Annotated in this window: 14 protein-coding genes; 7 read left to right on the plus strand and 7 right to left on the minus strand. The window is 49.2% G+C overall.

All coding sequences use genetic code 11. The annotated features are described in order from the left end of the window. The first annotated feature begins 264 nt into the window (after positions 1 to 264). Positions 265 to 1,380: a PRK06851 family protein gene (locus tag M1D70_RS31045; protein WP_456288807.1), complete on the plus strand. Its 1,116-nt coding sequence runs from the start codon at positions 265 to 267 to the stop codon at positions 1,378 to 1,380. Positions 1,381 to 1,474: 94 nt separating this feature from the next. On the opposite strand, the gene M1D70_RS31050 is transcribed toward M1D70_RS31045, so the two are convergent. Continuing rightward, positions 1,475 to 2,257, minus strand: a complete 783-nt coding sequence (locus M1D70_RS31050) for an SDR family NAD(P)-dependent oxidoreductase (protein WP_456288808.1) — start codon at positions 2,255 to 2,257, stop codon at positions 1,475 to 1,477. Positions 2,258 to 2,851: 594 nt separating this feature from the next. On the opposite strand from M1D70_RS31050, the gene M1D70_RS31055 reads away from it, so the two are divergent. Further along, positions 2,852 to 3,463 carry a TetR/AcrR family transcriptional regulator gene (locus M1D70_RS31055; RefSeq protein WP_009591481.1) on the plus strand — a complete coding sequence of 204 codons (612 nt, stop codon included), beginning with the start codon at positions 2,852 to 2,854 and terminating at the stop codon, positions 3,461 to 3,463. 555 nt (positions 3,464 to 4,018) lie between these two features. Then, on the plus strand, positions 4,019 to 4,570 hold the full coding sequence (locus M1D70_RS31060) for a sugar O-acetyltransferase (protein WP_456288809.1): 552 nt from the start codon (positions 4,019 to 4,021) through the stop codon (positions 4,568 to 4,570). A gap of 125 nt (positions 4,571 to 4,695) precedes the next feature. Here the strand turns inward: M1D70_RS31060 and rlmH are convergent, their stop codons facing one another. The 3 genes from rlmH to M1D70_RS31075 all read right to left on the minus strand — a co-directional run bounded on the left by rlmH (position 4,696) and on the right by M1D70_RS31075 (position 7,145). Further along, the gene (gene rlmH / locus M1D70_RS31065; RefSeq protein ID WP_009591459.1) at positions 4,696 to 5,175 is read right to left on the minus strand and encodes a 23S rRNA (pseudouridine(1915)-N(3))-methyltransferase RlmH; all 480 of its coding nucleotides are present in this window, start codon (positions 5,173 to 5,175) and stop codon (positions 4,696 to 4,698) included. 190 nt (positions 5,176 to 5,365) lie between these two features. Next, positions 5,366 to 6,490 (minus strand): cytochrome P450, encoded by a 1,125-nt coding sequence (locus tag M1D70_RS31070; RefSeq protein WP_254664028.1) that lies wholly within the window; start codon positions 6,488 to 6,490, stop codon positions 5,366 to 5,368. A gap of 76 nt (positions 6,491 to 6,566) precedes the next feature. Then, a complete protein-coding gene (locus tag M1D70_RS31075; protein WP_456288810.1) occupies positions 6,567 to 7,145 on the minus strand; it encodes a TetR/AcrR family transcriptional regulator in 579 nt (192 codons plus the stop codon). 267 nt (positions 7,146 to 7,412) lie between these two features. Here M1D70_RS31075 and M1D70_RS31080 point away from each other — a divergent pair, with 267 nt between their 5' ends. The 3 genes from M1D70_RS31080 to M1D70_RS31090 all read left to right on the plus strand — a co-directional run bounded on the left by M1D70_RS31080 (position 7,413) and on the right by M1D70_RS31090 (position 8,486). Beyond that, a complete protein-coding gene (locus tag M1D70_RS31080; RefSeq protein ID WP_009591458.1) occupies positions 7,413 to 7,586 on the plus strand; it encodes a DUF3934 family protein in 174 nt (57 codons plus the stop codon). A gap of 52 nt (positions 7,587 to 7,638) precedes the next feature. Continuing rightward, on the plus strand, positions 7,639 to 8,082 hold the full coding sequence (locus tag M1D70_RS31085; protein WP_083829918.1) for a HEAT repeat domain-containing protein: 444 nt from the start codon (positions 7,639 to 7,641) through the stop codon (positions 8,080 to 8,082). A 110-nt stretch (positions 8,083 to 8,192) separates the two neighbouring features. After that, on the plus strand, positions 8,193 to 8,486 hold the full coding sequence (locus M1D70_RS31090; RefSeq protein ID WP_015738093.1) for a hypothetical protein: 294 nt from the start codon (positions 8,193 to 8,195) through the stop codon (positions 8,484 to 8,486). A 104-nt stretch (positions 8,487 to 8,590) separates the two neighbouring features. On the opposite strand, the gene M1D70_RS31095 is transcribed toward M1D70_RS31090, so the two are convergent. From M1D70_RS31095 to M1D70_RS31105, 3 genes are all read right to left on the minus strand, one after another. Further along, complete coding sequence (locus M1D70_RS31095; protein WP_456288811.1) at positions 8,591 to 9,637, minus strand: GTPase; 1,047 nt, start codon at positions 9,635 to 9,637, stop codon at positions 8,591 to 8,593. A gap of 187 nt (positions 9,638 to 9,824) precedes the next feature. Next, entirely contained in the window at positions 9,825 to 9,992 is a 168-nt protein-coding gene (locus tag M1D70_RS31100; protein WP_007129186.1) for a CxxH/CxxC protein, read from the minus strand. Between the two features lie 411 nt (positions 9,993 to 10,403). Then, entirely contained in the window at positions 10,404 to 11,549 is a 1,146-nt protein-coding gene (locus M1D70_RS31105) for a S1C family serine protease (RefSeq protein WP_456288812.1), read from the minus strand. A 34-nt stretch (positions 11,550 to 11,583) separates the two neighbouring features. Between M1D70_RS31105 and M1D70_RS31110 the strand changes: the two genes are divergently transcribed. Next, positions 11,584 to 11,748 carry a hypothetical protein gene (locus tag M1D70_RS31110; RefSeq protein WP_456288813.1) on the plus strand — a complete coding sequence of 55 codons (165 nt, stop codon included), beginning with the start codon at positions 11,584 to 11,586 and terminating at the stop codon, positions 11,746 to 11,748. Positions 11,749 to 12,847 lie beyond the last annotated feature (1,099 nt).

Raw genomic sequence — 12,847 nt, forward strand, 5'->3', positions numbered from 1 at the left:
AAACGCCCAATCAAACTTAGTATCATTTTGTTAATAACATTTTGTTACTATCAAAATAACAGAAAAGCCCGCGTAGGGCAAGTGAAATCTCCCCATTTATCGGAGGCTTGATCTGTTAACTTCTATAATCCCTTCAACAAATAGCGAAAATCATGGGAGAGGACGAACACCACTTGTTACAACGCGGAATATACAAATGAATAGGCACTTATCCCAATCATGCTTATTCTGTACACTTTGCGAATCGGAATAAGGTACAAAGGAGTGTTTAGGTTGGAAGTAAAATCATCTCACTATTTTGCCCACGGCAACACTGCACGCGGGGCTCATTTCTTGTATAACTCCGCATTTGATGGGCTGAACAAGATTTTTGTCCTTACGGGGCCCCAAGGCACGGGGAAATCGAAGGTCATTCAAAGCTTGGCGGATAGCTTGCTGGATCAAGGCTTGCATGTGCAATGCTTCCACTCCCCTCTCCGTCCCGACGAATTGAATGGCATCATTTGTACGGAATTGAAGGTTGGTATTGTCGACGGGCGGGTCTGCAAGGGGATTTCGGATAGCCGGGCCGGGGAAGTCGTCTTTATCGATTTTGAGGAAGCATTCGATAACAGCCTTATTTCAACGGGAGACTTCATCACGATAGAAGAACTTAGAGGCAAGCTTGAGGACACTTATTCAAATGTGTATGAAACGTTCGCAACGGCACTACGGATTCATGACGAGTGGGAAAAATTTTATATCGATAACATGGATTTCTCGAAGGCCGACCAGATTGCGCAGGAGTTGGTTCAAGAATTATACGCCGGTCATGAAAGCGATACGCCAACCGCTCCGCGTCACTTATTTTTTGGAGCTGCGACTCCGAGGGGGGCATTCGATTTTATTCAAAGCTTGACCGCTCAGCTGGAAAGACGGATTTTCATCAAAGGAAGGGCGGGATCCGGCAAATCGACACTGCTGAAAAAGCTTGCCTCCGCTGCCGAACAGAAAGGAATCGACGTTCAAGTGTTTCATTGCGGCTTTGATCCGAACAGTTTGGATATGTTGATATTCCCGGAGCTTCGAACAGCGATCTTCGACAGTACCGCTCCGCATGAATACTTTCCCGATCGGGACGGGGATGAGATCCTAGATATGTATACACGGACTATAGCTCCTGGAACCGATGAAGCCCACGCTGCCGAAATAGCCGGTATCAAAGCACGCTATTCGGCAAAAATGAAAGAGGCCACCTCCCATCTGGCAGAAGCCGAAGCCATCGATTCTCAAATTAAGGCCTACTATGTTGCGGCCACCGATTTTTCGATCGTAGAGAAACTTCACCTGCAATTACAGTCCGAATTGAATGAACTGATCGGCTCCATTCAGCTTTCATAGTAAGATACCACCCAAAAGCGTCAAGGACATTGAAATGTTCCTTGACGCTTCAATGAATGTGTTCAAAACCACATACGATATAAAGCAAACATACTTACAGCCTAGTTCCTCCGGTAGCATCAATAAATTGCCCCGTGATCCATCGCGCCTCCTCAGATGCTACAAACGCAACTACATCAGCAACGTCTTTAGTGGTGCCAACTCTCCCGAATGCAGACATTGAAGCTGCTTCAGCATGAGCTTCTGGGTTAGCGAGCCAATCCTTGTTCATGTCAGTAGCCGTAGTTCCCGGCCTTACTGCGTTAACAGTAATACCTTTTGCTGCATAAAGTGGAGCTAATGCCAAAGTAAGTGTCTCAATGGCTCCCTTGGAAGCCGAATAAATGGAATGCATTGGACCGGCAACACGAGTAAAGCCAGTAGAAATGTTAATGATTCGTCCACCGTTCCGTATAAACGGACCAGCTGCTTGAGTAATAAAGTATGGAGCTTTAAGATTAACATTAATGACATCTTCAAACGTTTCAATTGACGTTTCTTCAAAAGGAATGGCCGGTGCAATACCTGCGTTATTGATTAAGATGTCCAATTGCACAGATCCGATTTCCGAGCGAACAGCATCTTCAAATGCGGCCCAAAGCTTTTTTACACCGGAAATACCAGTGGTTAATTCTGCTTCCAGAGCCACAGCCTTTGAGCCCAGCGCCTTAATCTCTTCAACAACTTCTAATGCAGCATCCCTATTACTGGCGTAATGAACGCCTATAAATTCCGCTCCGCCGGCAGCTAATTTTTTGGCTATTTCAGCCCCCATCCCACGACTTGCCCCTGTAATCAAAGCAACCTTACCACTGAATCTTCCTTCATTTGTCGACATATAATCTACTCCTTATAAGAGAATTTAAATGATATTTTGGTTAAAACTTCTCAGCGCGGGTTTAAAATTATTTAGCTGGAGGTACCCCCATGTTGTAAATAAATCTTAGCTTAATCCATCAATGTTTCTACATAAAAAGAACCCCCTTTAACGTTTTCTGTATGAAAAAGAATCTCTATGCACGTCGCTGGACAACCTCGATCTGTGATCCAATTAAATAACGACCATTACGTTAAATTATATTATACCCTCTTATTTCCATTGTCAATATCATAATGAACATTACGTTAAATGGTGTTGTACATTTGGATGCACACTGTCATTCGTTCCTTTACAGGGGCGTCAAGCAGCGTCACGTTAGGACGATGCGCCGCGCTCTGACGAGATAGGCCATCAGCGCGGGCCGGGTATGGCGCCTGATATGTGACACTAGATCCAGACGGCCGAGATTTTGGCCGATCGTGCGCTGACGCAGATCCCCGGTGGATTGGCACATTCCGTAACGTGTGTTATGATAACGTGGAGTAAATGAAATTTTGGATAGGAACCGTTTTAATATCGATCGTTATAAAAAAAGTTGAGGTGATCTGACTGATGGGACGTAACCGCGAATTCGATGTGGATCAGGCATTGGACGCAGCGCTTTGCGTGTTTTGGCGCAAAGGCTACGAGGGCGCGTCGTACACTGACCTGACGCAGGCCACGGGTGTTGAACGCCCCGCGCTCTACTCGGCGTTTGGCAACAAGGAGGCATTGTTTCGCCGAGTTCTTGAGCGCTATTACGAGCACTATCATGATTTCTTCCCGGCGGCGCTGGAGCTGCCGACCTCGCGGGAGGTGGTCGCACACATCTTTCGCGGTGCGGCCGAATTGCAAACTCGTTACCCGGATCACAAGGGGTGTCTATATGTCCACGGTGACTTGGCTGGCTCGGACGATGCCGAACCTATTCGACGTGCACTGATCGATGCCCGTGCGGACGGAGAGGCTTCGCTGCGTGATCGTTTCGAGCGGGCAAAGCAGGAGGGAGATCTGCCGGAGACCGCAAACTGTGCTGCGCTAGCTGCATTCGTGATGGCTGTGCTCCACGGTATGGCCGTTCAAGCCAAGGCCGGCTTCAGCCGCAATATGCTAGAGGCTGTTGCCGAGCAGGCGCTCTCCACCTGGCCTGCCGGCAAATCCACTCCTTCCACAAAGTCTTCCTAAACCTTAGTGCAGAGGAATATCGTTATATAAACACGCAAGGTTGGCTCCCATGAACCCGAAGTCTCTGCAATCGGAAACAGTGCCATGGGGTTCCATCGAGTATATGGCTCCGCCGATGAACAGGACGGACTAAAAACCATTCACTAGCTTAGCAAGGAAATACAAAAAGGCTACCCAATAAGTGGGAGCCTCTTAACGCTCTTTCATAACGGCTTATAATAGAAGACTCAGCTTATAATTGAGCGATAGGCACAGGGTAGCGGATAGGTGATTTGCTAATGGACGTGGTTTCTCTGGAGCAGCAAGCTAAATAATGAACTCTTTTGCTCATCGAGCTAACTTTTGATGAGAACGTTGAGGAGTACTTTTAAGCCATTGACCCCTCTACTGATGAAACAGAGAGGTCTTTTTGTGTTCCTAACCTATAACAATATGTAGTTCTTGATTGCAGTCTAGAAGTTGTACCTATTGTATTAAGTATGACGAAATGACACATTTTGCCGGGAAAGCACAGAATTGTCGAGAGAAAATCAAATATTTTACGAGGTGTCTGAAATGACTGAAAAAGAAAAATCACATGCTGGCTTGTTGTACCAACCTAATGACCCAGAGCTTGTTGCGGACCGTGATGTCACTGTGAAGAAACTGTACGACTATAACAGTCTGCACCCACTGGAGCGCGATTTACGACGTGCCGCTATACGCGAATTGCTCGGTAAAGTCGGCGAAAATTGTGTTGTGCAGCAGCAGCTTTTTTGTACTTATGGGTATAATACCACGCTGGGCAATAATTGCTTCATTAATCTCAACTGCAAACTTATGGACAGCGGATTCATTACGATTGGAGACAACGTATTTATCGCCCCCAATGTTTGCATCATAACGGAGAATCACGCGATGGATGTGGAGCAACGTTTGGCGGGACTAGAATACACAGCTCCTGTCAAGATTGGCGACAATGTCTGGATCGGTGCTGGAGCCATCATATTGCCAGGCGTAACGATCGGCGCGAATAGTGTAATCGGTGCAGGCAGTGTTGTTACTAAGGATATTCCGCCGAACACTTTGGCTGTCGGCAACCCTTGTACGGCAATCCGCTCACTTTAATTGTCACACAGACTTTATTATGCCGTAGTTTTAGTTGAGCCTTTGTGGCATAAGGTGAAGTAGATACTTGATAAGAATCAGTGCTAGCAAGGACGGAGGGCGTACACACTCCCTCCTATTTTCGCCTATTTATGATACGGTTCCCCCCGGTTAATCTTCACCGCCCGGTAAATCTGCTCCACCAGCACCAGACGCATCAACTGGTGCGGCAGGGTCATCCGTCCGAAGCTGAGCTTCGTCTGGGCACGCTTCAGGACGTCCTCGGAGAGGCCGTTAGAGCCGCCGATGACAAAAGCCACGCTGCTGGTCCCGTACGTGCCCAGCTTGTCCATATGGGCCGCCAGGTCCTCGCTGGACCACAGCTGGCCGCCGATCGCCAGGGCGATGACATGGGTGTCGGGCTTGATATGGCCGAGAATGCCGGCGCCCTCCTTCTCCTGCACTTGACGCATCTCCGCTTCACTCATGTTCTCCGGCGCCTTCTCATCCGGCACCTCGTGCACGGTCAGGCGCACATACGGCGCAAGACGCTTGCTGTACTCCGCAATGCCCTGAACCAGGTACTTCTCCTTCAACTTGCCTACGCATACAATCTGTATATTCATGGCGCTGTTTCGCTCCTTAAACTCGACTTTATGACGTTCATTCTAACATGGTGCCACTGCCAATTAAAGGACATACCATACGCATCCCACCTCCTAAAAGAGCTCTCACCCTCATTCGATTCCACTAAACTCAAGCCGCATATTAAAAAAGAGCCCTCTCCAACGGGAGCGACTCTTCTTCACTTCCTATCTATTTTAAAATGACCGGCAGCTCTTTCAGGGCAAACATCATCGTGCTGTCCATCCGTGCCAGCTCTACGGAGCGGTCCCGACGGTATTCGGGGTAACGGTCCAGCAAGGTCTGGAGGGCGATTCGGGACTCCATGCGGGCTAACTGAGAGCCCATGCAGTAGTGGATGCCGCTGCCTAGACCCAAGTGAGGGTTCGGATTCCGATGGATGTTGAATACATCCGGCTGATCGAACACATCCTCGTCATGGTTCGCAGAGGCCATCCAGATATAAACGAACTGTCCCTGCTTCAGCTCCTGCCCCCGCAGCACCGTGTCCTGCTTCACGCTACGGAACATCAGCTGAACGGGCGAGAAATAGCGGAAGACTTCCTCGATGGCCCCAGGAAGCAGCGCTGAATCTCCAAGCACCTCTGCACGGACCTCAGGCAGACTGTCGAAGGCGAGCACGGCCGAAGAGATCAGGTTGGTCGTCGTTTCGTTGCCGGCTACGAGAAGGAGAATGCAGAACCCGATAATCTCCAGTTCGGTCAGGTGTTCATTGTCGATGCGGGCCTCGACCAGCTTCGTGATCAGATCGTCCTGCGGATGCCGGCGACGGTCCTCTGCGATCTCGGAGAAGTATTCGCTCATCTCGCGCTGGCATTGGTAATAGGCATCGGGATTGTCGCCCACCAGAGCATCCGACCAGGCCTTGAACCGTTCCCGATACTCCATCGATACGCCGAGCATTTCCGCGATCACCGTGATCGGTAACGGACTTGCGAGATCAGCCACGATATCCATCTTCCCCTTCTTCTCCGCTTCGTCCAACAGGGAGGTCGTGATCTCCTGGATCTTGGGGGCAAGCGATTCGATCATGCGAGGCGTAAAAGCATGGGATACCAGCTTGCGCAGCTGGCGGTGCTTGGGCGGATCCTGCCGCAGCACACTGGATTCAATAGGGTCATCGGAGGATGAGGAGCCCTGGGAAGAGAACACTTCGTAATTCGTGAAGACCGCTTTGACATCCTCGTATTTAAATACGTTCCAGGCTCCGCCACCATCAATGGCCGCCACCGGAGATTCCGTCCGCATCTGGCGGAACCATTCCAGCGGAAGTAAACCGTTCTTATTCCATTCCATGCTTAACACCTTCGCTTTCCTCATCAAATTTGAACTGACTGGTCAGTTATACACATGTAAAAAAAGAAGGCCTTGCTTATTCTAGCGATATAAACAGGCCTTGGGTAATCATCGTGAATGCAAACCGTTCCAGATCCTGGCGCGAATACCGATCTTGATGATTCAAGTAGTAATTGCAAGTGCTCTCCAGCGTACCGACGATGCTGGCAGCGGCCAGGTTGGGATCCACGGCACGGCACAGGTTCTCCTCACACTGTCCTTCCTCAATCATGCTGGCCAGAAAGCTTAAATAATTCCGCTTAAGCTCCTTTAACTCATCCAGGACATCCTGCTCGATACCGTTCGAAATCTCATTGAATACGATATGCGAGAAATGTCGGGATTCCAGAAACAAATCCAGATGATGGCGAATCGTCCGCTCAATCTTCTCCTTCATCGGCAGCGAGGAATTCAGATCCGCTTCCGTCCGCTGCATGATATCCTCAAAGCCCTGCTTCACCACCGTCTTGAAGAGCTGGGATTTGCCCGGGAAGTTGTAGTACAGTGTCCCCTTGGCAACCTGGGCGCGGGCGGCAATCTCGTCCATGCTTGCGCGGTGGTATCCGTTCTCGGAGAATACTTCAATGGCTGCTTGGATAATTTTTTCTTTGCTCACAATAGGGTCGGCCCTTTCACAGCTAAATTTAGTTCATCGTTCTTATTCTGACTGGTCAGTTCAAAAATAAGATACCATGCTGGCAGAAATTAGTCAACGGATACGCCTTTCCTCCATATGAATGTTGGATTCCATCTCGATCTATTTCGATTCTTAGGTTTATTTCCGTGGTATCCTATACATATGGGCCAATACAGTGTATATTTCAACAGGGCTGGTAAAGAATCAGCATATAGGGATAAGAATATAGTGTAACGGAGTGATGGGTTGAGTAAATCCAAGGGCAAGGGCGGAACAGGCAGAGGCACAGGCAAGAAAGGCTGGAGCCGATGGGATGCAAGCGCAAGAAGAGCCAAGAGTAAACCCAAACCTTATACCAGTAAAGGGACCAAGCAGGCAAACAATACAGAAGACGCCGGTAATCATAAGGGCACCCCATAATGAACATATGGTTTTATGAACCCCTGACACAACTATGAAGGAGATGAACGGATTGGACAATCAAGAAGTTTTGACGGACATGCCGTCGAATTATGAGGAACTGAAAAGCTCCGCCAACCGAAACGCCAATTGGAGAGAACGCTTAAATGCCGTTGAAGAGCTGGGAAATTGGAAAAATCAGAAATCCATCGATATTTTGCTGCATAGACTGAATACGGATGCGGTTCACCAAGTGAGGGAGGCAGCCTATCATAAACTCCGGGCCTTTGGCGAGGACGTGCAGATGCCCGATAGACGTAAAGGTGAGCTGATGAAGGACGTTTCGAAGGTGCTCCTGCGCATCAAAAAAAGCCTTCCCCGTGACCACACGTATGAAGACTTCAAAGAGAAACTGAAGAAGATGAGAATCGACATCTACGATACGTACGAGGGCGACAAAGGGGAAGAATTCGACAGCTGGCTGGAGCAAACCTGGTCTTCACTGTTAAGAAGATAACGGTGCACCCAGCCTTCCGGATGCTAACCATGTATATGAGAATTCCGGTTATGTTATACTGAACACAAATATTAATTTATAGGAGTGGTACTCTGAGAAAGCAAAAGCCCATGTCGTTTGATGATCTGCTGAAGGAATTGCAAGGCCAAAAATCGGTACAGGAGGATCCAGATAACATCTCTCTGGAAAAGCTGTTCAATGAATCGTTTATGCGTAAGCATTCTTCCCATACCAGCTTTGGGGATTTTGTCGTAAAAGGCAACTTCCAAGTGGAAACGCACGAAGATATCGATAACATTCCGGACGAACTGTTTGACCGTCATGTTTCCAGAGAAACCGATTTCCCGGATTGGAAATCGATGCTGGAGCAGGCCAAAGCCGATCATGCGGCTGCCATGAAGTAAATCAATGATAAATATCGCTGCTGAGACGCAGCTATGATCAGGGGCCGAAGGCCCCTTTTTCTATTCCATCCGTTTAAATTGGTATGCATTCGACATTAACTTGCTTACTTCGACTCGGACTTGGATTCCGATTCCGATCCTGTCTCGGCCTTCTCTCTGAATTTCTTATAAAGCTTTGTAATATTCGCCGTATTGATCTCGATGTTGTGCTCGTAAGCGTACTTCACTGCATATCCAAGCGCCAAGGTTGTAGCACCCGCTACCGTCGCTCCGGCGACCGATCCCGCGCCAGGGAACACCTTCACGATCTGCCGGAAAATGCTCTTCCCGATATTCCCGAATATCGTGGCAATGACGAGCTCCTTCGCCGTCTCCTTGCTGATCGGCTTATTGTACAGCACCGCAAGCCGGGTAAGCAGACTCACTTGAATGCCGGTAATCGGAATGATATCCGATCCCGGAATGGGGGATGCGCCTACCGCTCCTGCCGAGATCGAGGCACCGATGATCCACCCGTTGGCGGTCGCCGACTTTTCCTTGATGCTTTTGGCAAAGAGGATGTCTTTAGACTTTTTTTTAAGTATCTCCAGAATGCTGCTCCGCAGCCGATCGATGTTCTGGCCTGTCCGTGAGGACACCGGCACAACCTCATAGCGCCCTCCGGTCTCCTTCCGGATACGCGCCACCAGGCGATCGATTTCATCCGCAGCGTCGATTTTGTTCAGCACGATCAGAATGTTCGAGTTGACGCTTTGAATTTTCTCAAACGACTTCTTCTCCGCCTCCGAGAAGACGGTGCCTGCAGCGTTCAGAAAGAACAGCACGATATCCGCCTGTTTATAGTAATTCAAGGTCACCTCTGAATTGGCGGTGTTCACATCATTCAGTCCGGGTGTATCGATAAAGGATATATGGTCCTTGTACTTGTGCGGATGAATCACCGTCGTTTCCCCGGGCTCGGCCCCGACGCCGGCCACCTCTTCGCCCACGATCCGGTTCATGGTGGAAGACTTGCCCGTATTCACGTCGCCAATCAGCGCAATGAGGATTTCCTGCTTCAGCTGGCGGTTGATTTCATCCATTTCCTTCTCGTAGGCCTCATCGGCTGCCCGCTTGATCTCTTCTTCCCAAGCTTTTCCGTAGTCATCCATGTCTGATCGTCTCCATTCACGATAGGTTTTCGCGCCTCCGTGCAATCTATACACTCATCATACACTACGCAGGACTGTCCACCGAAGCTGCGTTTCTTCGATTCCTTTCATGATTCTCTTAAACAAAAAAAGCGTGAATTCATCACGCTTTCCCATTCGCATTATTTATTGAATTAAAAAATTCACATTACACAATTAAAAATTCAGCATGCTTCTCGCACTCCGCGCACTTCACCGGTGGGTCCCAGTCCGAAAACTCGGTCTCCTTCAGATCAACAATATCCGGGGCATCCTCATATTCATCCACGAAATTTTCGATCGCTAGTTCCACATGTTCCTTGCATACGACGTACATTCTATGCATCCTTTCTATCTTTCGCCTCATGTTGTGTTTTCCTTCAAACCTGTATAGCCACTCTTCTGTTCTACCACACTCTACGAGAAAAAGAAATGTTTTTAACCCAATTGCCCATCCCCGCTGTATTTCAACCCACAAAAGCTTCCGATCCATCCATGGATTTCACATCCCAAGGCCTTCCGCCCAACTTAATTACAGGTGAGCAGCAAAAAAAGAGCGTGTTTCACGCTCTTCTTTCGCGGCCGTTTCAACGGCTCGTATCTAACCTTTTTCAATCTCTCTATATATGGATACTATTCCATGCCAACGATAATATATACCCGCTATTTGTTTCTAAAAAACAACGAACAAGCACATCTTTGCGGAAAAATGGTACACTCGCGGATTGTCCGCCAAGGGCAGCCTGCGTTATTCTCCAGGCTTCTCTTCCAGCTTGACCTTCAGCGACTGCAGCTTGCCGTCACGATAGAAGGTCACGTTCAGGTCTCCGCCCACCTTCGTGTTGTAGTACAGGTGCTTGCGGAGCTCGAGCGTCGTTGTAATCGGTTTGCCATCCAGCTTCACGATCACGTCGTTCAGCTGCAGACCGGCATCCAGCGCAGGTCCAAGCGCATCCAGCACGACCACGCCTTCGGTTACCGTCTTCGGCAGCTTGAGATCTTCCTTCTCCTTTTTGCTCAGCGGAGCATACGGATTACTCAAGTCGACGGTGTATACGCCGAGATAAGGGCGGGCAATATGCCCCTTCAGCATCAGCTCGGTCACAACCTCCGTAATTTCGTTGACCGGAATCGCGAACCCGAGTCCTTCGACGCCGGTGTCGGCAATCTTCATCGTGTTGATGCCGATGACTTTACCGTTCAGGTCCACCAAAGCGCCTCCGCTGTTGCCCTCGTTAATGGCTGCGTCGGTCTGGATGACCTCCTGCTCCCAGTCGTAAATGCCGTCCTGGTTCAGGGATACCGGAATGATGCGGTTGGTATAGCTGACAATCCCGGAGGTCAGCGTATCGCCCAAACCCAGCGGGTTGCCGATGGCGATGACCGTTTCGCCGAGACGAAGCTTGGAGGAGTCCCCAAACTCGGCAACCTCGCCGATGCCTTTGCTGTCAATCGACAGAACGGCAATATCGCTGACGTTGTCCGTGCCGACCAAGGTCGCTTTTTTCTTCTCGCCGCCTACCAGCACAACCTCCAGGGAATCGGCGCCTTCCACCACATGGTTATTCGTTATCACGAAGGCTTTGCCCTCGAGTTTCTTGAAGATGACGCCAGATCCAAGGGCATCCTCTTGCGAGCCGCCGAAATCTTCGCCGAAATCAAAATCATCGCCGAAGTCGAACCCTTCCGGAAGCTCGAAGTCGCCCTCTTCCTCAGGCAGGGTGCCGGATTCCTCTTCCAGCCCCTCACCCTCTACCCCTTCCTCTTCAGGCAGCGGAGTCTCTTTATGCGTCAATACGCTGACAACCGCAGGACGCACCTTCTGGGCAGCGCTAATAATTCGTTCATAAGGATCCCCATCCGACGTGGACAGCTGATGACTGCCATTGATCATGGTAATCGGTGACGACGTCGCAGGATGACCTGTAATGAAGCTGAACAACATCACCGCAATCAAGGCGCTGCACACGGAACTGATCGCGGAAATCTGGAATGTGGATAAACCCTTCCTGCGGCGGGTGGACCGCCACTTCGTTCGCTCAGATCGGTCCTCGCTGGTATTTTTGCTCCGTCTGGAAATTTTAGTTGAATAGAAATCATCGTCAAACAATCCCATTGCGATCCCTCTCTCCCCTTGGTTGCTACGCGTCAAGATACTTTACCAGCTTCAGACCTACCGCCATTACCGACTGACCTACTAAAACCATCTTGTCGTCATAACAACCGCCTTGCACCGCATGTATCTATCTCTCTATGAATCGGCAGCGTGCCACCTGTTAAATATCTCTCTATTGTATGACTCTTCTGCGGCTCAAAAAGTTGCATTTTTGAGCTCTCTCTTTAAACTTTTAGTGAAATATCGCTCCTTATCCAATATTTGAACCCACAGCCAGAAATCTAGTTCCAGAAAAGGTATGTATTGACACCCGACCGTTCAAAAAAGACCCTGTATCCTTCTATTACCACAAACAGGGCGTTTTAAGCGCGAAACATCCGTTTTTTTCTAAAAAAGATGGGAATACCTGGGTCGTCTGCATTTGGCGTATATAAGCACCCCGTGCTCTAGTTCGTTGCTGGTGCTTAACCACAGCCCTCGGACCTTCCGGTGCTCCTATTGTACCACACGAACACAGGTTCACGTCAGCTTTCTTTGGTAAAAACAAATGCTAAATTGATGGCAATTTTAAGAGTCTGTGTAAAGAGAGATTTTACATTTGATCGTAGCGATTGTCCGGGTGAACACAATACCCTTGTATACGAGCCAGACAGCCAAAAGGTTCCATTTTTCGAGGATATTCCATGATCCCCTATTCCCTCATACCCGCAATCCTGGCAGCGGCAGCCCTTGATTCGTGCATTCCCCCTTTAAAGACTATACCGAAGAAATGTGTTAAGAAAATGGCAACAGAGTTGGTCTTCAGGCCAAATATATTCATTTCGGAATGCCGTTGCCACAGCTCTCCGGCAACCCACACATCATTCCTATTTGGATTCACCGTCACTTATTCTTTCCTAAGCTCTCCGCTGCAAAAATACTTCCCCTTCCCCTCTGCAGTATGCCTGCAAACAAGGCTCACCTACCCTGTTTGGCCTATCAAAAAAGCACATTGCCTGCGCAAGGCATAGGATTTGGACCTGCTCCTCCGTCTCCTGGCACTGGTTAGGTTATCCATTCATCTGCAGGTTGCCCGC

The organism is Paenibacillus sp. AK002 (genome assembly GCF_053903045.1).